Source organism: Kiloniella sp., from assembly GCF_048270245.1.
GTDB lineage: Bacteria > Pseudomonadota > Alphaproteobacteria > Kiloniellales > Kiloniellaceae > Kiloniella.
The window spans coordinates 168,114-193,043 of record NZ_JBLWTH010000003.1; the positions used below are offsets into that span (position 1 = coordinate 168,114).

23 protein-coding genes are annotated in these 24,930 nt (G+C 45.0%); 8 read left to right on the top strand and 15 right to left on the bottom strand.

Translation table 11 applies throughout. The features are described 5' to 3' along the window. Positions 1-17 precede the first annotated feature (17 nt). Entirely contained in the window at positions 18-707 is a 690-nt protein-coding gene (locus ACN0W5_RS08550; protein ID WP_417453728.1) for a hypothetical protein, read from the bottom strand. A 249-nt stretch (positions 708-956) separates the two neighbouring features. On the opposite strand from ACN0W5_RS08550, the gene ACN0W5_RS08555 reads away from it, so the two are divergent. After that, on the top strand, positions 957-2,195 hold the full coding sequence (locus tag ACN0W5_RS08555) for a serine hydrolase (protein ID WP_417453729.1): 1,239 nt from the start codon (positions 957-959) through the stop codon (positions 2,193-2,195). A gap of 121 nt (positions 2,196-2,316) precedes the next feature. Here the strand turns inward: ACN0W5_RS08555 and pgmG are convergent, their stop codons facing one another. From pgmG to ACN0W5_RS08585, 6 genes are all read right to left on the bottom strand, one after another. Beyond that, on the bottom strand, positions 2,317-3,696 hold the full coding sequence (gene pgmG, locus ACN0W5_RS08560; protein WP_417454029.1) for a phosphoglucomutase/phosphomannomutase PgmG: 1,380 nt from the start codon (positions 3,694-3,696) through the stop codon (positions 2,317-2,319). 32 nt (positions 3,697-3,728) lie between these two features. Continuing rightward, positions 3,729-5,054 (bottom strand): UDP-glucose dehydrogenase family protein, encoded by a 1,326-nt coding sequence (locus tag ACN0W5_RS08565; RefSeq protein ID WP_417453730.1) that lies wholly within the window; start codon positions 5,052-5,054, stop codon positions 3,729-3,731. Positions 5,055-5,099: 45 nt separating this feature from the next. After that, the gene (gene galU / locus ACN0W5_RS08570; protein WP_417453731.1) at positions 5,100-5,972 is read right to left on the bottom strand and encodes a UTP--glucose-1-phosphate uridylyltransferase GalU; all 873 of its coding nucleotides are present in this window, start codon (positions 5,970-5,972) and stop codon (positions 5,100-5,102) included. A gap of 63 nt (positions 5,973-6,035) precedes the next feature. Continuing rightward, positions 6,036-6,785, bottom strand: coding sequence for a DnaJ domain-containing protein (locus tag ACN0W5_RS08575; protein WP_417453732.1), 750 nt, complete (start codon positions 6,783-6,785; stop codon positions 6,036-6,038). Between the two features lie 39 nt (positions 6,786-6,824). Continuing rightward, positions 6,825-7,556, bottom strand: coding sequence for a VWA domain-containing protein (locus ACN0W5_RS08580; RefSeq protein WP_417453733.1), 732 nt, complete (start codon positions 7,554-7,556; stop codon positions 6,825-6,827). 91 nt (positions 7,557-7,647) lie between these two features. Further along, positions 7,648-8,490 (bottom strand): division plane positioning ATPase MipZ, encoded by an 843-nt coding sequence (locus ACN0W5_RS08585; protein ID WP_417453734.1) that lies wholly within the window; start codon positions 8,488-8,490, stop codon positions 7,648-7,650. Positions 8,491-8,703: 213 nt separating this feature from the next. Here ACN0W5_RS08585 and ACN0W5_RS08590 point away from each other — a divergent pair, with 213 nt between their 5' ends. Then, positions 8,704-9,606 (top strand): DMT family transporter, encoded by a 903-nt coding sequence (locus ACN0W5_RS08590; RefSeq protein WP_417453735.1) that lies wholly within the window; start codon positions 8,704-8,706, stop codon positions 9,604-9,606. Between the two features lie 94 nt (positions 9,607-9,700). On the opposite strand, the gene ACN0W5_RS08595 is transcribed toward ACN0W5_RS08590, so the two are convergent. Continuing rightward, positions 9,701-11,995 (bottom strand): methyl-accepting chemotaxis protein, encoded by a 2,295-nt coding sequence (locus ACN0W5_RS08595; protein WP_417453736.1) that lies wholly within the window; start codon positions 11,993-11,995, stop codon positions 9,701-9,703. Between the two features lie 146 nt (positions 11,996-12,141). On the opposite strand from ACN0W5_RS08595, the gene nth reads away from it, so the two are divergent. The 4 genes from nth to ACN0W5_RS08615 all read left to right on the top strand — a co-directional run bounded on the left by nth (position 12,142) and on the right by ACN0W5_RS08615 (position 15,465). Next, a complete protein-coding gene (gene nth / locus ACN0W5_RS08600; RefSeq protein WP_417453737.1) occupies positions 12,142-12,795 on the top strand; it encodes an endonuclease III in 654 nt (217 codons plus the stop codon). 196 nt (positions 12,796-12,991) lie between these two features. After that, positions 12,992-13,552, top strand: a complete 561-nt coding sequence (locus tag ACN0W5_RS08605; RefSeq protein WP_417453738.1) for a LemA family protein — start codon at positions 12,992-12,994, stop codon at positions 13,550-13,552. 29 nt (positions 13,553-13,581) lie between these two features. After that, positions 13,582-14,613, top strand: a complete 1,032-nt coding sequence (locus ACN0W5_RS08610) for a M48 family metallopeptidase (protein ID WP_417453739.1) — start codon at positions 13,582-13,584, stop codon at positions 14,611-14,613. A gap of 96 nt (positions 14,614-14,709) precedes the next feature. Further along, positions 14,710-15,465, top strand: coding sequence for an SDR family NAD(P)-dependent oxidoreductase (locus tag ACN0W5_RS08615; RefSeq protein WP_417453740.1), 756 nt, complete (start codon positions 14,710-14,712; stop codon positions 15,463-15,465). A gap of 103 nt (positions 15,466-15,568) precedes the next feature. Here ACN0W5_RS08615 and ACN0W5_RS08620 read toward each other — a convergent pair whose 3' ends face one another. Beyond that, on the bottom strand, positions 15,569-16,591 hold the full coding sequence (locus ACN0W5_RS08620) for a hypothetical protein (RefSeq protein ID WP_417453741.1): 1,023 nt from the start codon (positions 16,589-16,591) through the stop codon (positions 15,569-15,571). Positions 16,592-17,141: 550 nt separating this feature from the next. On the opposite strand from ACN0W5_RS08620, the gene ACN0W5_RS08625 reads away from it, so the two are divergent. Beyond that, the gene (locus ACN0W5_RS08625; protein ID WP_417453742.1) at positions 17,142-18,533 is read left to right on the top strand and encodes an aldehyde dehydrogenase family protein; all 1,392 of its coding nucleotides are present in this window, start codon (positions 17,142-17,144) and stop codon (positions 18,531-18,533) included. A 68-nt stretch (positions 18,534-18,601) separates the two neighbouring features. Here ACN0W5_RS08625 and ACN0W5_RS08630 read toward each other — a convergent pair whose 3' ends face one another. From ACN0W5_RS08630 to ACN0W5_RS08655, 6 genes are read right to left on the bottom strand one after another with little or no spacing between them, the layout of a single operon-like run. After that, positions 18,602-19,522, bottom strand: coding sequence for an NAD-dependent epimerase/dehydratase family protein (locus ACN0W5_RS08630; protein ID WP_417453743.1), 921 nt, complete (start codon positions 19,520-19,522; stop codon positions 18,602-18,604). Further along, entirely contained in the window at positions 19,519-20,043 is a 525-nt protein-coding gene (gene rfbC / locus ACN0W5_RS08635) for a dTDP-4-dehydrorhamnose 3,5-epimerase (RefSeq protein WP_417454030.1), read from the bottom strand. The genes ACN0W5_RS08630 and rfbC overlap by 4 nt, the downstream gene beginning before the upstream one ends. A gap of 5 nt (positions 20,044-20,048) precedes the next feature. Then, the gene (locus ACN0W5_RS08640; protein WP_417453744.1) at positions 20,049-21,281 is read right to left on the bottom strand and encodes a methyltransferase domain-containing protein; all 1,233 of its coding nucleotides are present in this window, start codon (positions 21,279-21,281) and stop codon (positions 20,049-20,051) included. Beyond that, the gene (rfbG, locus tag ACN0W5_RS08645; protein WP_417453745.1) at positions 21,278-22,336 is read right to left on the bottom strand and encodes a CDP-glucose 4,6-dehydratase; all 1,059 of its coding nucleotides are present in this window, start codon (positions 22,334-22,336) and stop codon (positions 21,278-21,280) included. Before rfbG ends, ACN0W5_RS08640 begins: the two co-directional genes overlap by 4 nt. A 3-nt stretch (positions 22,337-22,339) precedes the next feature. Continuing rightward, the gene (gene rfbF, locus ACN0W5_RS08650) at positions 22,340-23,113 is read right to left on the bottom strand and encodes a glucose-1-phosphate cytidylyltransferase (RefSeq protein ID WP_417453746.1); all 774 of its coding nucleotides are present in this window, start codon (positions 23,111-23,113) and stop codon (positions 22,340-22,342) included. A 30-nt stretch (positions 23,114-23,143) separates the two neighbouring features. Beyond that, complete coding sequence (locus ACN0W5_RS08655; RefSeq protein ID WP_417453747.1) at positions 23,144-24,049, bottom strand: glycosyltransferase family 2 protein; 906 nt, start codon at positions 24,047-24,049, stop codon at positions 23,144-23,146. A 161-nt stretch (positions 24,050-24,210) separates the two neighbouring features. Between ACN0W5_RS08655 and ACN0W5_RS08660 the strand changes: the two genes are divergently transcribed. After that, positions 24,211-24,789: a hypothetical protein gene (locus tag ACN0W5_RS08660; protein ID WP_417453748.1), complete on the top strand. Its 579-nt coding sequence runs from the start codon at positions 24,211-24,213 to the stop codon at positions 24,787-24,789. Positions 24,790-24,930 lie beyond the last annotated feature (141 nt).

The window sequence follows — 24,930 nt, forward strand, 5'->3', positions numbered from 1 at the left end:
AAGATTAATGATCGGCTTTAAAAGGCGGTCAAAAGGCCATTATCGCCGACTTCAAGGTCAAAATGTTTTCGTTGTTCTGCTTTTGACTGATGCATCCGCGCCGCATTTTTTGTCCCAACGTCACGAACCGGATTTACGTCTATACCTGTTTCATCATGCTTGAGTAAGAAAGGTATAAAGGCCAGATGCTCAAACCCTTCGGATGTTTTCTTCCAGCCGTTATAAACAAAAGCACCGTCATAACAGAGTGCTGATACCCAATAAAAATCATCAGATCGCAATCGGTTCCCTTTTGTATGTGGTTCGCCTGCGCCCGATACTTTTAAAAGCCCCTCTAGTTCACTCACTTCTGCAGCAGAAAGTCTTTTGATAGATTTCTCCCAACCAAACTGGGCCAAAGGATCGGAAAGAGAGATTTTAGATCCCCTAAGACCATGACCTTCCTGAACTCTGGAAACCATCTCGGCAGAGCCACCTGGCTGACCTTTAATTTCATAGCTGCGAATCTGCTCATCATATACAGCGTTATAAACCAATCGATATTCAGTAACACCCGGAACACAACGTTCACGGATATCATCCCCGCCAACATAACTGAACCAAGTCGCCTTTTGTGTGTAAGGCTTATCGATATTTCCTTGATAAGTGCACCCCACGGCAAGCAACAGCGGTGAAAATACCAATGGCACGAATTGAGCTAGACGCATTTTATCCTCAATATGTAAAATTAAACAATTTTCCGCCATTTTTGCCATTTATTAACATTGGCATTGTATCTTTACACATTCTCAAGATAAATATGTCATCCTGATGGCAGATGGTTAATGGCAACTAGACAGAAGAATCGATTTTATGTAGAATCCTTCTGTTTTAAATGGTTAGTAGACGTATTTGAGTTATAACATTCGATAAATCGCCTAAAATTTATCGACAAGCCCATTTAAAGGGGGGAATTAATGAACCTAGGACTGAAGCTCATTTCCACTATGCTTCTGACCCTGTTCGTGCTTATGGCACCGGCACAGGCCAAGTACGCATCCCTTGTGATTGATGCACATACTGGCGAAGTTCTATATAGTAGAAACGCAGATACGCGTAATTATCCTGCCTCCCTAACAAAAATGATGACCCTCTACATGGCATTTGATGCCTTGGAAAAGGGCAAATTGACCATGAAACAAAAGCTCCCCGTATCAAAGAGAGCTGCTGGTATGGCACCGTCAAAACTTGGGTTGAGATACAAAAGCACCATTTCGACCAAAGATGTGATTATGGCACTGGTCACAAAGTCTGCGAACGATGCAGCTGTTGTTATGGCCGAAGCCATCGGCGGAAAAGAAACAACTTTTGCCAGAATGATGACCAAAAAGGCACATGCCTTGGGTATGACCAGAACAACATTCCGTAACGCGTCTGGCTTGCCAAATCGTGGCCAATTGAGCACAGCACGCGATATGTCAAAATTGGCTATCGCACTAAAGCGTGATTTTCCACAGTACTATCACCTCTTTTCAACACAGAGCTATAAGTACAAGAACAGATCCTATCGAAACCATAACAAGCTCCTTGCCAGTTATCAGGGAACTGATGGTATAAAGACAGGCTACACCCGCGCTTCAGGCTTTAACCTGGTTGCATCCGTGGTACGTAACGAACGTCGTTTAATCGGTGTTGTTTTTGGCGGAAAGACCGGTCGTTCCCGTGACCGTCATATGAAAGAAATTCTAGATAAAAGCTTCAAACGTGTTGGCATCACTCAGGTTGCAAAGTTACCTGCTGCGCCAAAGCGGAACCCCCGTCGTGAAAGTGTTATCGTCTCCGCACCGCCACAACCAGCGCCTCAGCCTATCCTGACCGCATCTGCTGGTCTGTCTCTTCCCGGACAGATTGCTCCAGAACAGATTGCAGCGGTGCAACCTGTCGGTAGTGCCGTTCAAGAAATTACGGATTGGGGAATTCAAGTCGGTGCATTCAAAAACTACGAGCCCGCAAAAATGGCCGCAGACCAAGCCTTGGCCCAAATCAAATCAACACCTACAAGTACTCAGGTGCACATTCAACAAGTTGATAAGGCAGAGGGTTCACTCTATAGAGCTCGCCTAAAAGGTCTTGATGAGGTTGCCGCCCGTAATGCCTGTAGAGAACTTAAACAACAACGGATGTCATGTGTCGCTGTTCCTCCTGGGTTGTTTTAGAAAACCTGAGAACAGCGCCTTCTCTCTGTTCAGTTAAGAACAAAATGTAAAAAAAAACCGGACAAAAGTTTTGTCCGGTTTTTTTGTTCTGGATTGATAGCCCTTAACAGCCATCAATACTTTAATTCGGAATAGCAACGTCGCTCTTCAATAATTGCTCAGCAAGCTGTGCCTGTAATCGCTTCAACCCCTCTTCGCTGGATGCCTCACAACGGGCAACCAGAACAGCCTGAGTATTAGAAGCACGTAACAGCCACCATCCATCAGCTGTATTGACCCGAACCCCGTCAACAGAAACTACATCAGCTTTTTCTTCGGCCAGACGTGCAGCAACTTCGTCAACAACGTCAAATTTTCGGGTATCAGAACATTCAAACCGCATCTCAGGTGTATTCACTGCCTTTGGAAGTGATTTCCTAAACTCCGCAAGCGACAAACCTTCTGTTTCGAGAAGGTTCAAAACACGAACAGCAGCATAGAGCGCATCATCATAACCATAATAACGATCGGCAAAGAAAAGATGCGCTGACATTTCCCCGGCAAACGGCGCACCAAGTTCAATCATTTTTGATTTAATATGGGAATGACCCGTTTTCCACATAACAGGCTTTCCACCTGCGTTTTCAACCTCATCAAAAAGAACCTGGCTGGCTTTTACATCGGCAATGACCGTAGCACCGGGAAGATCTTTCAATACGCCCTTGGCAAGGAACAGCATAATCTGATCCCCCCACAAAATTTCGCCTTCGGAATCAACCAGACCAATCCGGTCACCATCACCATCAAAAGCAATGCCTAGGTCTGCTTTGTTCTCAGAGATCCCTTTTTGCAAATCAATAAGGTTTTCCGGAACCGTCGGGTCGGGATGGTGATTTGGAAATGTTCCATCGATTTCAGCAAACAAAAGTTCATGCTGTCCGGGCAGTTGTGCCGTAAGTGCAGTCATGGCTTCGCCCGCTGCGCCATTGCCTGCATCCCAAACAACTTTCAAATTACTTTGCTTGAACTGTACCTCTTCAAGAAGTCGGGCAATATAAGAATCAAAGATAGGATGTTCGATATACGCACCTTCCCCTTCTTCAAAATCACCAGACTTTGCGACACGATCAATTTCTTTGATCTGTTCTCCAAAAAACGCCTGTTTGTTCTGTACGAGCTTAAAGCCGTTATGATTCCCCGGATTATGAGATCCGGTGATCATGATACCGCCATCGACAGGCAAGGTATAGGCAGCGAAATACAGCATCGGTGTTGGTCCCTGACCAACACCATAAACACTAACGCCTGATGCTCTCAAACCTTGCGACAGCGCCTCAGCGAGAACGGGGGAAGATGTCCTTCCATCATAGCCAACGGCAACCTTGTTTCCACCAGCGCGGCGAATAATGGTCCCAAAGGCCCTTCCTATCGCTGTTGCATCAGCAGTAGAAAGTGTTTCACCGATGATACCTCTGATATCATATTCACGAATGATGGTTGGATCAAAATTATACAAGGCGATCTCGTCAGGTTTAGAGTTTTAAAATGTAAATTTTATTTAACAGAAAATGCGGAAAGCGGGCGACCAACACAAAGGTAGTCAAAACCAGCTTCTTTCATCTCGTCCGGATTATAGATATTGCGCAGATCAATCATAATCGGCGAGGTCAACAGCCCTTTGACACGCTCCAGATCAAGCCGACGGAATTCATTCCATTCTGTCACAATAACCAGTGCATCCGCATCTTTCATAATCTCATAGGCGTTCTCGCCATAATCGACATCAGACAAGAGTTCAGCAGCCTCTGCCATACCTTCGGGATCATACGCGCTAACCTGCGCGCCATTTTCCTGTAAGTGCGGAATAATATCCAGGCTCGGCGAATCTCTCATATCATCTGTATTTGGCTTAAACGTCAGCCCCAGAACAGCAATTTTTTTGCCTGAAACAGAACCGCCACATTGGGCAATGATCTTTTCAGCCATTTGACGCTTTCGCGCACTGTTATAGGAGATAACGTCCTCAACCAGACTGACAGGCGCACCATACTCCCGCGCTGTATAGGCGAGAGCTTGCGTATCTTTTGGGAAACAAGACCCACCATATCCAGGACCAGCGTGAAGGAATTTTCGACCGATACGACCATCCAGACCAATGCCTTTGGCGACCTGATGCACGTCAGCGCCGACTTTTTCACATAGATCTGCCATCTGATTGATAAAAGAAATCTTTGTCGCAAGAAAAGCGTTCCCCGCGTACTTAATCAGTTCCGATGTTTCCAACTTCGTAAACAAGATAGGCGTTTCGATTAGATATAACGGACGATAAAGTTCCGCCATCACGTCTTGCGCACGTTTGGTTTCGGCACCAATCACAACCCGATCAGGGCGCATAAAATCATTGATCGCCGCCCCTTCGCGTAAGAATTCCGGGTTAGAAACAACATCAAAATCTGCGTCAGGCCGCGTTTCACGAATAATGCGCTCAACGGCACGGCCTGTTCCGACTGGTACTGTCGATTTTGTTATGATGACTTTATAACCATCAATCACTTCTGCTATTTCTTTCGCGGCCTGATAAACATAGGAAAGATCGGCCTGGCCATCATTTTCACCGGGCGGCGTTCCCACAGCGATAAAAATAGCATCCGCATCTTTAGCCGCAGCAGCAAGATCAGTAGAAAAAGTCAAACGGCCTGCTTCGGCATTATTTTTGACAAGCGTATCCAAGCCCGGTTCGAAAATTGGAATCACACCGTTTTTGAGGCCCTCAATTTTGCTCTCGTCTTTATCGACACAAACAACATCAGTTCCAAATTCGGAAAAACAGGTTCCGGATACCAGACCGACATAGCCGGTACCAATCATTGCAATACGCATTTATTACTCCTTAGGATACTTGCGACAAAGTATCCGCCATCATCTTTAATTTGAATATTTTTTCAGAATATCACGCATGCGACCACCAAGGTCCTCGCGTTCCAGAGCAAAGGCAATCGTAGCTTCCAAGAACCCGGCCTTACTGCCACAATCAAATCTGGTTCCCTCAAACCTCAAGCCATGAAAATCAACATTATCAAGCGTTGCGGCCAGAGCATCTGTAAGCTGTATTTCCCCGCCAGCTCCGCGTTCTTTTTTATTCAACTCAGTAAAAACAGAGGGGTCCAACACGTACCGTCCAATAATTGACAACGTTGAAGGAGCATTCTCTGGTGCAGGCTTTTCAATCAGGCTCCGGGCTTTTGCCAAAGGACCATTTTCCGAGACAACATCCAGAATACCATAACGATTGGTTTGTTCCCTTGGAACATCCATAACCGCGACTAAATGCCCGCCCGTGTCCTGATAATTATCAATCATCTGTTTGAGACACGGCGTACCAGCCTGTATCAAATCATCCGCAAGCAAAACAGCAAAGGGTTCATCCCCAATTGCATTGCGGGCACACCAGACAGCGTGTCCCAACCCCAAAGGTTCTTGCTGGCGCATATAAGTTACACTGCCTGCTTCGAGAAGTAAGCTCGTCAAATCTTTGAGTTCTTTTTCTTTACCGCGGCTTTCAAGAACAGATTCCAGCTCATATTCGCGATCAAAGTGGTTTTCTATTGCCGTTTTTCCCCGCCCCGTAACGAAAATAAACTCTTCAATTCCCGCAGCTTTGGCTTCTTCTACGGCATATTGGATCAAAGGCTTATCAACAACAGGCAACATTTCTTTGGGCATTGCTTTTGTTGCTGGTAGAAATCGGGTTCCTAGTCCCCCGACAGGGAAAATCGCTTTACGAACGGGTCGGCGCATAGAAGCCGCACTCCTCAATAAATTTAAAATTAGTTATGTCTTTGCCATAGTAAGGATGGAAACTCAACCAGAGCCATTCAAAAGAATTTCTTTCGCTTGATTAACCTGTGTTGCAAGATAGGTGCTACCGCCATGATCCGGGTGTAACTTCTGCATCAACTTCCTGTGTGCCTGTCGGATTTCTTCTGCCGATGGCTTTCCTTTTAGTCCCAAAATTTCCAATGCTTTCTTTCTATCCATATGGCTATCCATATGGCCTCTTGTCTGCTTATCATCTGTGCCATAATCTGCCTCACCTTGGCCCTGTGTACGTTCGCTCTCTTTACTCGTCCAACTCTCACCAAAGCGCCTTGAAGCGTATGCCGACAACAATTCGGCAGACTTGTGATCCTCCACACAATAATACTGGTATAACTCTTCTAGCTCACCAAGCTTCAATTCAGACAACCAATGTCCTTCATGATCCCCGCTCAGCACCAATCCATCCATTTCTCCGCTATCATGATCCAGATTCATTTTGAGAAACTTGGTCACCACTTCTGAACTCTGCCCTGCGGTCCCGCCTGCCGCTGCCTTCATACGCGAAAACAAAGCCCGTGAACGCAATAAAAACGGAAGAAGCAAGGGTACAGCAGCAAGCACCATGAATATTCGCCCAGTGAAGAGCAAAAATAGGGCGATAAAGAGACCAATTATGGCAAGGATAACTTTGATCGTTTTCAGAACCGTTGACGGATTTGCCCTGCTGTACCAACGGGCCAGAAAAATTGACCCTAAGAACAATCCTACACCAAGAATAAAATAGGCAATCACGTTTAAAAGCTCCGTCGATTTTTTATTGTGTTATGTTGCTCATTCAGGGATTTGAGCGAGTAGTTTTGCCGTCATTGTTTTGTTTTTATTTTTTTGCGAATAATCAACCAAGGCCTTTCGCCCACCAACAGCAAAAACAGCAACCGCAGCTAATAGATCTTTTAGCTGTTGGGCTGCCCCATCATCAAAAGGGCAATAAGCCCCGCCCGATAGCCTTGCAAATTGCTTAAAAGCAGTTTGGACAATGGGGTCACTACCTTCGTGAAACATAAAACATGGAAGCCCGTGTAATCCCAACTGTCCGGCAAGATGACCAAGGGTATCTATATCTTCTTCCATTGCATCCCCGACAAAAACCAGGGCATTTACTTTCTTCTTAGCGGTTTCTTTAACAGCACGTTTTAAGACCTTTTCAATTTGCGTACTTCCAGCGAGACAATGAACAGATGTCATTAACCTAGTTAGATGATCGGTATCACTTACCCAAGTCGATGCCTTACATTCACCAAAGCCGCGATAAAAAATCAACTGAATTTCCAAATCACCAACACGGCCTGCTTCTTTGAACATCATTGCCTGAATATGACAGGCTTGGTCCCAAGTCATCTGCCGACTTGCCGTTGCATCCAAGGCAAAAATAAGACGTCCCTTTGCCGAGGCTGTTTTCGGAAGACGCGCAAGCTTATCCAGAAAAATATCTACCTCTCGATCAGTAGATTTTTTGGCCGGGGGCGCCGACTTTCCTGATATAGCTGGCTTTCTCTCTGGCAACGAAAACTCCTCTACCATGGTGATGAGCAGAAAAAGAAACTTTCGATACTATATAGTTATCTATCCTCAAAATCATAGCCTTGATCATAACCTATGTTTCCTTTGAGGGCGCCTCTTTTCCCAAACCAATCGTGCTCAATAAAGAGCGCACTTCCTGACGAGCTGCGACGTGACTCATGCTCATCGTAACACCCGTACCTTTCTGATCCAGATCAAGCAAGGTAAGCCCCTTGGGAAACAGCTCTCTGAAAATAACACGTTCACCAAAGCCCGATGCTAACCGGAATTGTAAGCGTTTTGCCAAGTGCTCCAGCAATATCCCCATGTCTCTTTTGTTTTTTGCATCAATATGGGAAAGCCTGTTCCTCATCACCACCCAGTCGATGGGTTTTTTACGTTGTATAGCCCGTTGTTGGCGCTGTTCCCACACCATTTGGCTATAGGTACTTGGTGTCAGTTTGAGTTCGTCGTTCTCGACTTCTACCTTTGCCAACATATCCATATCAAGAAAGCTGTCATTTAATGGGGTGACCAAAATATCCGCATAGCTATGACCAAGCCGTGACAGGTAATTATCACTCCCCGGCGTGTCAAAGACAATAAAATCCAGTTCCCAAAGTTCCGTCATCGCCTGTTCAAGGTTCTCGCGGTCTTCGGTTTCACTTTCTTCTGTCGTTGGTGCCTGAGAACGGTATACGCGCCTGTGTTCAGGCATGGGAATTGAACTGTCTGTTCCCTTCGCGAAACTAGACCTGTTCTCAAGATACCGGGATAAAGTACCTTGTCTGGCATCAAGATCGATCGTCCCCACCCGGTACCCCTCTTTTAGAAGAGAAACAACAAGATGCATCGTCGTTGTGGACTTACCTGATCCGCCCTTTTCATTGCCGACAACCACAATTTTGGGACGATGTTGGACGTTCTGCTCAATCATAAAAAAGTATCTAATTCAAAATAATAACAGTTACAGACTATATGCCTTTTAAGGGCTTATAAAGCCACAAAGAATAAACAAATTCAGTATATTTTTGATTTTCGCAGCCCTCGTTTACGCCCAACAATAATTACAAATCCTATTTTTTCCTTGCGAACTTTCGCTCAAAAGGCAAAAGCTGACACTTATAAAATGCTTTTCAGGACTTCAATAATGCGCGCACCAACACTTTGGGATTTTATCCTGCTGACATCATTGGCAGCCATTTGGGGTTCCGCCTTTTTAGCTATAAAAATTACCGTTGAAGATATCCCTCCTGCAACCATTGCAACAGGTCGCCTTTTGGTCGCGAGTATCGTGATCTATCTATATATGCGCTCACGATCCCTTTCCCTGCCAAAGAATAGAAAGTTCTGGCAGCAAATAGTCCTGATCAGTTTTTTCAGTATGGCCGCGCCCTTTGCGATGATCAGTTGGGCAGAACAATTTATCAGCTCGGGCCTTACCGCGATCCTGATGGCAACGGGGCCATTAATTGCCCTTATATTATCCCATTTTTTCAGTACTGACGACCGCTTTACCCTTTTTAAATTTCTTGGTGTCCTCGTCGGTTTCGCAGGTGTCATTGTTGTTTTGGGCTTGGAAACCTTTTCAGGTATTGGCGATAACTTTTACGCCCAGATCATCACAATGTTTGCTGCCATGTGTTACGCCTGTTCCGGAATTTTGGTGCGAAGAATTAAAGAGAAATCGAACACTGTTGTAACAGCATCAATTTTGATATCCGCCACCGCGCTGATTTTACCTGTAAGCCTGATATTTGAAACGCCATGGGTTGCAATCGCATCCAGTGAAACCAATTCCATTCTTGCCCTTCTATATCTAGGCCTCATTCCAACCGCTCTCGCTTTTATCCTCAGGTTCTATCTGATCAGGGAAGTCGGCGTAACCTTTGCTTCCTATGTCGGCTATCTCGTTCCATTTTTTGGCGTTTTGTGGGGCGCCTTATTCCTTGGGGAACGATTACCCTCGACAACCATAATAGGCTTATTACTTATTCTGGCCGGTATCGCAGTCAGCAGGCTACATTTTAAAAAGTTGCAAAAAAACACATAGCCTTAAAAACACTCAACGCCATAAGGTCCGGAAACAAAAAATGCTGGGAACAGAGTGTGTTCCCAGCATTTTGCAAGCGTACAAATTTTGACTTCTATGCGCTCTGAATTTCCTTAAGGAAATTCTGCACTTGGGAATTCAAACGATCCCCTTGTGTTTTCAGCTCATCAACAGCCGTCATAACCTGATCCGAAGCCTGCCCCGATTTATCCGCAGCCTGACTCACACCAGAAATATTGGCTGAAACTTCTTGTGTCCCTCGCGCAGCCTCTTGGGTATTACGCGCGATTTCTTGCGTTGCCGCCCCTTGTTCTTCAACCGCAGCAGAGATACCAGAAGCAATTTCATTAACCTGATTAATAATCTTGCTGATACCCTCGATATCATTAACCGCAGACCCTGTTTGACGCTGCATAGTCGCAATTTGCTCTGAAATATCTTCGGTCGCCTTAGCCGTTTGATTGGCAAGTGATTTAACCTCAGAAGCAACAACAGCAAAGCCTTTGCCAGCTTCGCCTGCTCTTGCGGCTTCGATGGTTGCATTCAAGGCCAGCAAATTTGTTTGTTCCGCAATATCATTGATCAAGTGAACAACTTCACCAATTTTTTGCGCCGCATCAGACAGTTCCTGAACAGTCTGACTTGTTTTGGTTGCTTCGCTAACTGCGCGACTGGTTACATTTGAAGATTCCATAACCTGCCTGCTGATTTCGTTGATAGACGCAGACAGCTCTTCAGCAGCGGAAGCTACAGTTTGAACATTTGTCGATGCCAAATCAGAGGCCGACGCAACAGCATTTGACTGTGCTTTTGTTTCATCAGCAATTGTTGACATCGTAGAAGCCGTATCGCCCATACGACCTGTTGAGCTTTGAAGTCCCGAAAGAACATCCCTGACCTCACCATCAAACCGCTGGGCCAATTCTTCCAAACGTCTGGCACGTGCTTCGCGTTCCTGGCGCTGTTCCCGCCGCTCGGCTTCGTTACGTTCATTTTCGATCAGGTTCTCTTTGAAAACCAAAAGTGCACGAGCCATTTCTCCAATTTCATCACGATTATCTATGGCTGGAATATCAACATCTTTGTCCCCCCCAGACAATCGTGTTGTCACGTCAGTGATTGAACGAATAGGACCAGTCAAACTCCGAAGAACAACAATCCCAATCGCGACCATTAAGATGAAGATTACAATAGCAGCACCAATAATAAGACTGCGGATAGAAGACGCATTTTCATCCGCCTCTATCGACACCTTTTCCACGTCCTCAGAAACTGTTTCAACATCCGCAGATACTTTATTAACACGTTCTGCAATAGCCATTAACTCAACTTTACTTAAGTTAGCCATTTGGCTTATTGGGCCTTTCAATTTACCGAAAGCCTCAACCAGTTGATCTGTACCGCCATCAAAACTAAGTGTTGTTTTCGCAAAATTTTCAAAATCTTTTAGGTAAGTAGCTACCAAATCTTGAATCTTTTTCTTTTCCTTCTTTGATAACAAAGCATACTTCACGTTGCGCAGGAATTTTTTACCCTGCTTAAGAACGGCCTTCATGTCGTCCTGCTCATGCGTGATAATAAAGGTCTTTTCGACGGTACGAATAGCCGTCATCTCGCCCGCAAGTTTGATAAGGTATGGGGCTTTGAGGCTATCTTCGATCGCAAAAGCTGAATTGTTAAGCTTACCCTTAAGGCCTGCATTTTTCGTCATCCCCAAGGTCGACTTATCCTGAACAACAACACCAAATTGATCTTCGTAAGCTCTGAGTTTTTGCTCTAAATCTGTGACTGCGACCTTGATATCCTCGTTGGTTGCGTGCTGTTTAAGCTCTTTTATTTTGACATTTACAATGTCCATTTCTCTAAAGAAAAGGTCTTCAAATTTTAGATCGCTCTTTAATAAGAAATCTTTTTCGTTCAAAGCAAGGCGGTTAATATTAACTTCTATCTCATCAACCAGCTTTTGTATAAGCTGGGATTCTTCTAGAAGATTTTGATCTTTTGCCAACATCTCCTGACTTTGCGCCAGCTTCACCTGATTTTTAGCAAGTTGTTCGCGACTCTTCGATAGAAGAACATCACCTGCAAAATAAATTGCACAGATAACACCCAGCGCAATAATGCCCAATAACATCAAAGCTGATATTCTGGTTGTTAAAGAAAAATTCCCAAGGAATGTTGTCCGAGGAGCATCCTCGTCATAACGCACCAATTCTGAATCGGCCACAGGTTCAGCCTCCTGTTTTAGCTGATCTTGATCACCTGACACCTCTATTTCCTCTATGCGCTCATCAACGTTTTCTTGGGCTTGAAGCACATCTGAATTGGCATCATCAATGATGGATTGTTCTTGGTTTTCATCTGTATTTTTGTTTTGATCTTCTGACACGACTTGACCCGACCTTATTAACAAGTCTCTTTACGAGAGAATTATACTGTTGCTTTTATAGCAGTTAGGACGATTATTCGTGGTGACCGTTAACATAAAGTATACCAAAAGCTAAAAATTCCTGAATCTATGAGATAAGTGATAAAATGCTAAAAAAAGATCGCGTTGAATATATAAACAAGCGCCTGAAAGAAATTTATCCGATCTTACCGATTCCGCTAGACCATACTGATTCCTATACATTACTGGTTGCTGTTCTTCTTTCGGCCCAATGTACGGATGAACGCGTTAACAAAATTACGCCCGCTCTTTTCGCCCGCGCCGACAACCCCTTTGACATGTCCAAGGTACCTGTTGAGGAAATCAGGGCAATTATCCGCCCCTGTGGTTTATCTCCACGAAAATCCAAAGCCATTTCAGAATTATCTAAAATATTGATCGACAAATATAACGGCGTCGTCCCCCAATCGATGGAAGCATTAGAAGAGTTGCCTGGCGTTGGTCACAAAACCGCAGGCGTCGTTATGTCACAAGCCTTTGGCGTGCCATCCTTTCCCGTTGATACGCATATTCACCGCCTTGCACAGCGATGGGGCTTAACCAATGGAAAAAATGTAGAACAAACGGAAAAAGACCTGAAACGTGTCTTTCCAAAAGACCGTTGGAACGACCTTCATCTGGAAATCATTTATTATGGCAGAGAATACTGTTCGGCACGTGGCTGCGATGGAACTAAGTGCGAAATTTGTACAACTTGTTACCCCAACAGAACAAAGCCAGTGAAAACCAAAAAATCGTAAAGAATAACAATCGTCTATGTAAACGGCCTAAACCGCAAAACAACAAACAAGGTAAATGGAACGTTGGGTAAACAAGCTGACTCAATATTCAGCCGATGAACACACTTGCAACTTGATTTTCAAGGAAAAATGCTCAAATCTAAGCTGTATTCTATCGCTTTTCTGATCTTGAAAGCGTTTTATCCAAGGGGGGATCATGACTGAATATATTGTTCTAGCTATTGTTATCGTCGCAGGTTTTTATGCCATCACTGTTTATAACGCCCTTGTTGCCGGGCGCAATTCTGTTGAAAATGCCTGGAAGCAGATTGACGTTCAGCTAAAACGTCGACTAGACCTGATCCCTAATCTTATTGAAACCGTCAAAGGTTTCATGGCACACGAAAAAGACGTTCTCACCCAAGTAACCGAAGCGAGAACCCGTGCTTACAATGCAGATTCCAAAAGTGAAGCCATCGAAAGCAACAACCTGTTATCAAATGCAACAGCAAACTTGCTGGCCGTTATGGAGAACTATCCAGATATAAAATCACAACAAAGTGTTAGTGATTTAACCGAAGAGCTGACATCAACCGAGAACAAAGTCGCTTTTGCCCGGCAACACTATAACGATATTACAACAGCCCAAAACAATCGCATACAACAGTTTCCTTCAAACATCTTTGCTTCGTTTTTTAAATTCAAACTCGAAGATCTTTGGGAGCTTGACGAAGCAACCCGGACAGCAGCCCAGGAACCACCGAAAGTGTCTTTCTAAGATACCTTCCCTTCCTATAGGCTTTATAGATGTCATTAGATACTCTTGCTCTGATTTCTACAGATTTTAAATCGGCACAAGCACGGAATAAGCGGAACTCGTTTATTCTGTGTTTTATAATGATTTTTACCGCTACCTTTCTTGGCTACATATCCGGTTGGGCAGCAGAGATCTTTACCGGGATACATCCAGCATTAAATTCATCGCCCTATGATGCTGATGTTTTTCAGCTCTTGCGACGAACCGCCTTAAGTTATTGGGGACTTTTGGCCGCGACAGGAATGATCGTTTTTTCAATTCTAGCTTTAATCTGGACCTACTACGCTGCCGACAAAACCTTATTGCATATGAACGGAGCGATAGAGGCAGATTACAATACTTACGAAGATCTACATAATGTGGTCGAAGAAATGGCCATTGCTTCTGGTCTCCCCAAACCTGCGGTTTATATCATTCAGGATGCTGGAATTAATGCCTTTGCCACAGGACTGCGGCCTGACAAAGCGTCAGTAACTATCACCACAGGCCTATACGATGTTATGTCCCGTGATGAGCTTCAAGGTGTGATCGCTCATGAAATGGCTCACATCCTGAACCGGGATGTTCAATACGCAGTATTGGTTGCTGTCGGCGCCGGGCTCATCGCTGTGTTTGCTGAAATAATGACGCGGATTAGTCGCTTGTTCTTTTATTCCGGCTCCTCAAAATCAAAAAAAGATAGTAAAGGCGGTCATGGCGCACTCCTTATTATCGTAGGTGTCGTATGGCTTCTTGCTGCCATTCTTGCCCCGCTGGTTGCCTATCTCGTTCGCATGGCAATCTCTCGTGAGCGTGAATATCTTGCCGATGCAACGGCCGCGCAGTTAACGCGCAACCCCAAAGGACTGGCATCTGCGCTTGGCAAAATTGAAGGCCATGCACATCTAAAAGAAAAGAATGCGGCAACAGAGCACCTTTTTATCATCAACCCGAACAGATCGTTCAGTGAGCTTGCCAGCGACTTAACATCGACACATCCCGCAACGTCATTGCGTATTGAACGACTTATGAACCTGAAATAGCTGTCATCAACACCAACTCTTTATAGGTACAGGACAAATTCTTATTGCTCAGTCCTGAAGTATTATTTTAACCAACAATCATTAAATGAGGCTCCGATGAGTTTTTCAGGAAAAACAGCAATTATTACCGGTGCCGCAGGCGGTATGGGACTTAACATCGGCCTTGATCTTGCCAGCCAAGGCGCGAATGTAGTTCTTGTTGATATCAAGCCAACCACAATTAATCTTAATACGCACAGTCATAAAGAGCTGATTAATTTTGAGCTGGGCGATGTTACAAGTTCGGAATTTGTGAAAGGCGTTATGGATAGGGCTTTCCAGGCAACCGGACGGCTTGATTACCTTGTAAATGCGGCTGGGGTTCTATGGTTTGACAAAGATCGATCTACAGAAGAAACCGACTTGGATGCATGGGATCGCATCATGGAAATTAATCTCAAATCCATGATCATTACCTGTCGCCACGCCATGCCACATATGCGGAAGAATGGCTCAGGAGCGATGGTACATATCGCTTCTATCCAGGCAATGCGGGGGGATGATAAACCACAAGTGGCGTACCAGGCATCAAAAGCCGGTATTATTTCCCTTTCCAAAACCGTTGCCCTTGAAGGGGCCAAAGACAGCATCAGGTCAAATTCTATATTACCTGGCCCCACCGTATCACCAATGCAGGAAAGATGGATAGAAAACCCGGAAACTCAACGGATGACTGAAAGCGTTATTCCACTTGGGCGCGCAGGCACAACCCAAGACATTACCGATGCAGCTCTTTTTCTTTTATCAGATAAAGCCAGCTACATAACGGGTACTGAACTGGTTGTAGATGGCGGATTGTTGGCCAGACCCTAACGAACAAAAATCAAGGGGCTGAAAATACAGCCCCTTGATTTGCCCGTAGGTACACAACACATGCACACTGCTTCCCGGGATTTCTCCCGAAACTTGGCTTAGTTCAAGTCTTAATATCAGTTCTATTTCTCTCACCACCAAAAGCGTCAGAAAGAAGCTGTCGAACACCGTCTTTTCCTTCAAATTCAGTACCACGGGCTCCATTAAAAAGTTGACCTATAGGGACCAGTAAATCTGCCTTCAAGCGAGTTACGTCATCCCCACTCTTTTCTGATGCGGGAATGTCTTCTCGACCACGAATGGTTAACAAGGGACCATCTTTGAAAAGCGGCTCTAATACATTTTTGTTTTCTTCTTCTTTATCTTTTTCAGGATCTGTCACCAGTTTACGGATTAATTCACTAAGTCCTTGCCCTTGGTTATCAAGCAACAGATTATCCCCGGCCTCGAGAAGGTTCCCCCCTTCAAGTCCATTCATAACCTTTCCCAATAACGCGTTTGCACCCGCAGCAGAACCGGACTGAGCGACAGCCCTTGTCCGTGTTATTTCGGCTTGAACCGATGCAAAGTTAAACGACAGCTCACCTGTTGTATTGTTCACATAAATATCCAAGGATTGAACAGCCAGATAGCTTTGTTCTCTTGTACCCGATGCTGTTCCATCAGCTCCGGCATAGGAAATTGCCGTCCTGGAGCTTGTCGCTACGGACTGCTCAAAAGAAAAACTGAATTCATCGGAATTTTTTGCAGACTCTTTAATAGAATTCACCAGATTTTGCGCAAATTCCAAAGCTGCTTCTTTTGTATTACCCAAGCGCTCGAAGACTTCGGCAAGCGTTCCGACGATAGAATCAAGTGCGGCCCCCAAAGTACGCTGAACGGCTTCTGAGGGTGTTAAAGCAACTGATTGAGCATCATCGCCCTGATTACTGTCTTTTAATAAATTCTGCGGAACATCAATCTGGTCATCAATTACAGGGCGTTGGGACTGGCCTGTTGTATTTTCAAGATCTGTACCTTTGCCTATCAGATCCCGAGCCTTATTTTGGTCAGCGAGTTCCTGACCTCGAAGACCACGAAGGGTATCAAGACCTTGTTGTAATAAGCCTAGTGCGGAAAGAGCCATTTTCTCCTCCTGAGGTCGCCCCAATCTTGATCAAAACGGCCAAGGATGAGGATCGAGCTACATGCTCCGACAATATGATTTATCTAGTAAAGCATAAAACTTTATTATTAACGATTTCTTAATTCCATTTACAGCCAATAATTTTTACATGAGAAAGGTTAACGCCTCTTATCCAAACAACCCTACCCTATCAAGTTTACAACTTTGGTAGCCATCAGTTTACAGGCGCTACTGATACCAAGTAATGATTTAAGAGATTGCTCTTCTGGAAAACCCTAGGAGACGAACCTTACTTATATTCTTTATCTATTTCCAGCTCAGTATGAGTCGCTTATTGAACATTGATTATGTACAAAGTTGGCTGTCAAAAACTAAAGTGTTATATAAAGTATAATTATCAGTCAGACACATACAAGCCATGCATTTTTTGCGCATAGCCATGCATAAATTGCATACCTGGGCTTCCGCTGGCACATCTTGTCGCAGGCTCTCGTTACCTTTAAGAAGGTTTCACAAAATATACTCCACAACACCAAGGAGAGCCCCTTCCATGAGCCAATTGTTAAAATGTATCTCACCCGTTGACGGGTCCGTTTACGTAGAACGCCCGCTATCAAGCGATAGTGATATTCAGGCAGCCCTGGACAAAGCCGTCGCGGCCCAGAAAAGCTGGCGCAAAGTGCCGATCAGTGAAAAACAAGCCTTATTAAACAAGGCTGTTGATTACTTCGTTGCAAACAAAGATGCCATTGCAGAAGAAATTACGTGGCAGATCGGTCGTCCGATTTCACAAGCTCCCGGCGAAATCGGCGGCTTTGAAGAGCGCGCGCGCTATATGATCGACATTGCGCCGGAATCACTTGCTGACCAGAACGTTGGTGATAAAGAAGGCTTCACACGCTTTATCCGCAAAGAAGCTCTCGGTGTCGTTTTTGTTGTCGCACCTTGGAACTTCCCCTTGATGACAGCCGTTAACTGCATTGTTCCTGCTCTTTTGGCTGGCAATACAGTCCTTCTGAAGCATGCGGCTCAAACACCGCTTTGTGCAGAACGTTTTAGCGCAGCATTCAAAGCAGCAGGCTTGCCAGACGGTGTTTTTCAGCACCTACACATGGGCCATGATAGCGCTGCGAAACTTATCGGTTCTGACGGTGTTGATTTTGTCAACTTCACTGGTTCTGTTCCTGCTGGTCACGCCATCCAAAAAGCCGCATCTGGACGCTTCATTGCCACAGGCCTAGAGCTCGGCGGCAAAGACCCTGGTTATGTACGTGCGGATGCAAACGTTGCCTATGCTGTCGAAAGCCTCGTTGATGGCGCAATGTTCAACTCTGGCCAATCCTGTTGCGGTATCGAGCGCATTTATGTGCACGATTCCGTATATGACGACTTTGTATCCGGTGCTGTCGATCTGTTGAAACAGTACAAGCTGGGCAACCCGACAGACACAAACACAAACATGGGCCCTGTGGTTAAAACCAGCGCCGCTGAATTTGTACGTGGCCAAGTTGCCGAAGCGGTTAAAGCCGGTGCTGAAGCGTTGATTGATCCAGGTTTCTTTGCAGCTGATAAAGAAGGCACTCCATACCTTGCGCCTCAGCTTGTTGTTGGTGTTGATCATTCCATGCGCGTGATGAACGAAGAGAGCTTTGGCCCAGTCGTCGGCGTGATGAAAGTTTCCTCCGACGAAGAAGCCATCAAACTGATGAACGACAGCGAGTTTGGTCTAACAGCTTCTATCTGGACTGAAGATGCAGACGCCGCCTTGTCAATCGGCGACGACATCAACACGGGGACATGGTTCATGAACCGTTGTGATTATCTTGATCCAGCATTAGCCTGGACAGGTGTCAAGAATTCTGGTCGCGGCTGCAGTCTTTCAAAAGTCGCATACGAACACCTAACCCGCCCGAAATCTTTCCATCTACGGACTAAGATTTAAAATTATTTACAAAAGGCCCGAACACAGTGTTCGGGCCTTTTCTTATGTTACTGACACTTAAAATACAGTTACTCGTTTTGTGTGATCATGTTTTGCCAATACTTAATCACATCCGACAGCCCCCTTTTCAGAGAGTACTCAGGTACAAACCCGACCTCATCCGTTAAGCGTTGATTTACACCGATCAAATTATGGGGCTCACCGGCTCTATCGGGTAAAGCCCCTGGCTTTAGCAGCTCAGATTTACCAATGAGCTCCCCAATCATTTTTGCAACATCAATCAGCTGAACACCTGTACCGCATGAAATATTAACAGCACCCTGAACTTCTGACATCATTAAAGCAGCAAAAGCACGTCCAACGTCTCTGCTATCTAGAAAATCTCTCACTTGAGAGCCAGATGACATCTTAGCTTCACAATCATCGAGCAAAGAAGTGATAATAGAAGGTACAAATCGCGTGCCTGTCTCTCCCCTACCATAAAGGAGGAATACGCGCCCCCAAGCAAGGCTATGCGTCTGATCGCTTAAGCTCTCAAGCACACGAAAACAATCCACCTTACATTGCCCGTAAACGGTCTCTGGAAGCAAAGGGCTGTGAAATTCATCCAGCGGACTTTCTGAAGTTTTGGCAGACCAATCATATTCTGCACAACTGCCCGCACAAACAGCTCGGTGCCCGCCTTGCTCCCAAAAAGATGTCACAAGATTTATGCTTTGCTTCTTCCAAAGATAATTGCTTTCTGCATTCCAAAAATGGCCGTGCTCAGTCTCCCAAGCCAGATGAAGTAAATACTCCGCACGGGCTTCTTTGACTATTCTCTCTGGCTCGCCTTCTTTTAGAAGGTCACCATACAAGAAGGCACCAGACGTTTTTGCCTCGATTTGTTTTCGCGTAACAAGAATAAGTTCATGTCCTGCATCTTCCAATGCCTTGACTGCATGTTGGCCGATAAATCCCATCCCACCTGTGACAAGAATACGGCTCATGAAACAACATAATCAGGGTAATTTGCGTCACGGTCGGCAATAATCTTTGGTTTAAACGGCCATTCAATCGCAAATGCCGGATCGTTCCATCGCTGTCCACCAGCCAAATCGGGCACAAACTCCTCTCCCATTAAATAGAGTAGTTCGCTATCATCCTCTAAGGTCAAAAATCCGTGAGCACAGCCACCGGGTATTACCAAAGCCTTGCGATTTTCGGCTGTCAACGCAACACCATACCATTTTAGGTACGTCGAAGACTCTTTTCTCAAATCGACCACGACATCCCACACAGCGCCACGAATACAGCGAACCACTTTGGGGTCGGGTTTAGGAGCAGTTTGATAGTGAAGTCCCCTTAGGGTACCTTGGGACGTGTTTCCAGATAAATTAATTTGTCGAACTGAAAATTCTATTCCGTTCTCGGCAAACAGTTGGTCACAAAAGGCCCGCGCAAAGAACCCTCTTTCATCCCCAAAGGTCGTAAGCTCAGTTAAAAAGAGCCCATAAACATCTGTCTGCACAAATTTCAAGAAATCACCTCTGTCGTCGGTACAGGTACAACAAACTTACATCCCCATTCACTTACATAGGATAGAGAGGATGATATTTCATCCCTGAGATTCCACGGCAGTATCAGGATATAATCCGGTTTGAGTTCCGCGATTTCTGTTGGCGCAATAACTGGAATACGACTTCCGGGTAACAAAGTATTTTGTTTATGCGGGTTAAGATCAGCAACATGAGAAATCAGGTTCGCCCCCACGCCACAATAATTCAGTAGAGTATTTCCCTTAGCCGCAGCTCCATAACCAAGAACCGATTTACCTTCACCCTTCGCCTTGTGAAGAAAATTCAGTAGTTCTTCGCGAAGCTTTTGAACTCTGGGTTCAAAATTTTCATAGCCAACGAGGCTATCCAGATGAGCTGCTTTTTCCTTTTGACGAATAAGGTGCAGGTTCTCAGTTTCAGTTCTGTTACTTGTCGCCTTACAAGCCCAGACACGATAAGATCCACCGTGGGTTTCCAGTTCTTCAACGTCAAATACACGCAGCCCGTTCCGTCCAAAACATTTCTCGATCGCAAAAAGTGAAAGATACGAAAAATGCTCGTGGTAAATCGTATCAAACTGAACATTTTCGATTAAGTTCAGTAGGTTAGGAAACTCGAAACTGACGACACCATCATCTGCGAGAAGAATTTCAAACCCGGAAACAAAATCATTAATATCCGGCACATGCGCCAACACATTATTGGCAGCCATCAAATCTGCTGCCCCATGTTGTTCCTTAACTTTACGTGCCGTTTCGCAGCCAAAGAATGCGACCTCTGTCGGCACCGATTTTTTTCGCGCTTCTATAGCAACATTGGCAGCAGGCTCTATTCCAAGAACCCGGATGCCGTTTTGAACAAAGTGCTGAAGCAAATAACCATCATTGGAAGCAACTTCAATCACCAGGCTTGATTTGTTTAGACCAAAGCGTTCGGACGATTTCTTCGCATACTGTTTCGCGTGTTCGACCCAACTGGATGCATAGGACGAAAAATAAGCGTAGTCAGAAAAGATATCTTCAGGCGGCACGACATCTTCGACCTGAACCAAGAAGCACTCGCTGCAAACCCGAGCGTGGAGCGGGTATTGTGAATCAGGGATGCTTTCCTTACCCTTTTCGACATAGGAATTAGCCAAAGGTGTTTTACCCAAATCAAGAAGGGTGTGCTTCAATTCCGTACCGCAAGAGCGGCAAGTCAATATGCTCATTCGTTCGCCAATAAAGTTTGGAAAGTTTCAATTTGTTGCTGCGTAATGTTTTTAACACAATTACCCACAGCGTGTTCTTTATGCCAGGAAACGATCCAGTTGAGGGTTTCGTCCAGATCAAGGCGGGGATGCCAATTCAAGCTTTGTTCTGCTCTGGAAATATCTAGGGCAAGTGCATGCGCTTCTGCGGGCTGCTCTTTCCCTTCCAACAACCAGGAATTTTCACCGCCCCATAGATCAAGCATTTTTTCGACAACAGTCTGCACATTGTCAGAGCCATATGGACCAAAATTTAAGGCCGGCAGTGTCATTTTTCCCGTCGCTAGAGCCTGCGCATAAAGCAAGTACCCACCAAGAGGCTCAAGAACATGTTGCCATGGACGCGTCGCCAGTGGATTACGAAGAACAATATCCTTTTGTTCGTAAAGAGCTATAACAAGATCAGTCATCAAACGATCTTCGGACCAGTCTCCACCACCAATAACATTTCCGGCCCGCGCAGTCGCAACAGGAATTCCTTTATCCGCAAAATAACTTCGCGCAAAACTGTGGGTTACAATTTCCTGACATCCCTTAGACGCGCTGTAAGGATCTTTACCACCCAACGCATCGCCTTCTGAAAAAGGAACACCTCTTTCATCATTTTCATAAGCCTTGTCACTAGTAACAACCAGCACAGCTTCAAGAGATTGGCATCGTCTTAGTACGTCTAACAGGTTTGCCGTGCCCATAACATTTGTCTCGAAGCTTTCTAGTGGGTCACGATAACTCCGGCGAACCAAGGCCTGTGCAGCCAGGTGCAGAACGATTTGTGGCTGGTGCTTTTCGACAACCGTCTGTACATCCGAATAACTTCGCAAATCACCAATAACGCTCTTCTCGTCATTGTGGGCCAAAAGTGTATGAAGGTTTGGATCGGTTTCCGAAGCAAGAGAGAACCCGATGACATCAGCCCCCATGGTACGGAGCCATTGATTAAGCCATGCGCCTTTAAAACCTGTATGACCAGTGAGTAAAACCCGTCGACCACGCCAAAACTCAGGATCAAACTTCATGTTTTACCCCCAGGTTTTCCAGGGTGCGTTTCCACTTGCCCACATTGCTTCGAGTTCATTTTTCTCGCGTAGGGTATCCATAGGCTGCCAAAAATCTTCGTGAGAAAAAGCGGTTAATTCACCGCTGGTTGCCAAAGCTGTCAGAGGTTCTTTTTCCCAGATTGTTTGATCGTTATCAATAAGATCAATAACCGATGGTTCACAGACAAAATAACCTGCGTTGATCCGTCCGCGCTCCCCTTGTGGCTTTTCGGCGAAAGCTGAAATACCGTCCCCTTCGATTACCGCGGCTCCAAACCGACCCGGCGGAGACACAACAGTCATTGTTGCTTTACGCCCGGCTTTCTTATGTGCCTCTATTGAGGCGCGAACATCCACATTTCCAACACCATCACCATAAGTCAGACAAAAAGGTTCATCAGAATTTAAGTAAGGCGCAATTCTTTTGACACGTCCACCAGTTTGCGTGTGGGGTCCCGTATCAACCAATGTTATTTTCCACGATTCAGCTTTAGACGCGTGATATTCTAGCTGATTATTTTCCAGATCAATCGTTACATCCGCGTTATGCAGAAAATAATTCGCAAAATATTCTTTGATCACATACCCTTTGTAGCCGAGGCAAATAATGAATTCATTGATACCGTGACTACTATATATCTTCATAATATGCCACAAAATCGGCATACCACCGATTTCAACCATCGGCTTTGGCTTAAGGTGCGTTTCTTCTGAAATCCGGCTCCCGAGCCCACCCGCGAGAAGTACTGCTTTCATTATTAATACCCTTTTTATTCTATGGCGGCTTTATTCTACGACGGCCGGAAGAACTGATGCCCGTTTTCCCAACAAAAACCCAATCGCACCAGAAAAGCGAGCAGCATCTCGCCACGCTTTGCTGCGTTTTAATACAAGCGCATATCCCAAAGCTTTGAACGCATAACGACAAGCATACTTTAGCGCCAGACTTCGCGCAGCGGACATGCCGCGATGTTTTTTTTCAAAATAAAATCTGGACCACGAAATGTGCCAAAACTTTTCCCAATAATACGCCCTGTTTGGTCTCACCGACCCGCCGCCTATGTGCGTAATCACTGCATCTGGTACATGAACAATACCGTAACCAGCCTTACGAAGACGCATACAAATATCATCATCTTCGTAATAAAGGAAAATTTCCCGATCGAAAAAATTAACCGCACGACCAGCATCCATGCGCAATAACATAACTGCCCCGGTCACAAAATCAGCGCTTAAAGGGCCTTCAGGATGGATTTCGCCAACACGTTTACCCAAGGCGCCTCTGTTAAACAAATTCACATCATGCGAAAGTTCAACTGACCCGTCAGGATTAAGAATAGCTGGTCCAAATAATCCTGCATCCGGGAACTGATCTGCGGCTTCGATTAATTTAATGATTGCATCTTCACTAAGAATTGAATCAGGGTTAACAAGTAATGCAAATTCAGTTTCCACATTGTGCAAACCGCAATTCATGCCATTACCGTACCCCAGTCCCACTTCATTCAGGATTAACCGAGCCTGAGGTGCGACTGCCCGAACGATATCAAGTGTGTCATCGCTTGATGCATTATCGACAACAATTAACGGCATCTGGGAAGGTACCGTTTTCAACATATTACCGATGACTTCACCACCATTATGAGTAACAGTTAAAACAGTTACTCTCGACCAGATATCTTTGGGCGTCATTTCAAAGTTTTTCCACAAAAAAGATTTCGCACAATTTAGAAACCTTCCCTTGTGATAGCAAGAATTATTCCGTGTTCAATATAGCTATGGGTAACAAAATAACGTATAGGTAGATATTAGGAAAAGAGCTTTGGTAACCCATAAACACGGAATTTATCAGATTGAGTAACGATCCATTGGAGCGCGTCCGTTCCGAACTTATTGAGAATGAACAACTGATTTGGGCGGATCGCCCAGTAAGCGAGCGTTTTTACAGAAAGAAAATCAAAGCAGCAATTGCCGGAAAAGTCATAATCAGTTTGATCGTTTTATGGATACTAGGCGTCATTTACACCAGTTTTTCCAGTGGGAATTTACCCGCACTCGCACTCGTCTTTTTTGCGTTACCGCTTCTTTTCATCGCCCGAAAGCTCTTGAATAAACCAGCGGAAGCGAGACAGCGTGCAGAACAAACTTACTACGCGATTACGGACAAGCGATTATTGATTATCAACGATTACAAAGACAAATCTGTTGAAAGTTATGATCTGGATAAATTGGAATTTGTAGAAAATGCCGAAAACAAAGACGGCACTGGGAATGTCTATTTCACAAAAACATTAATAACGACCATTTCCAACAATGACCGAGATGGACGTTCATCAAGAAACAAGTCCGTACACGAAGTGAAAAAGGGCTTTAAGGGAATTTACGACGCTGAGAATGTTACAGCAGCAATTAACAGGCAACGACAGCTTTAGAGATAACGTTGATCGACTATTTCTGAAACAAGTCCATTTTAAGAAAACACGGCACCAATAAACACAATCCTTGGCTTATTCAAAGTAAGGACGATCTGCTCACCAACTAGGACACACTTCATCATTACTTAAAATACAGCA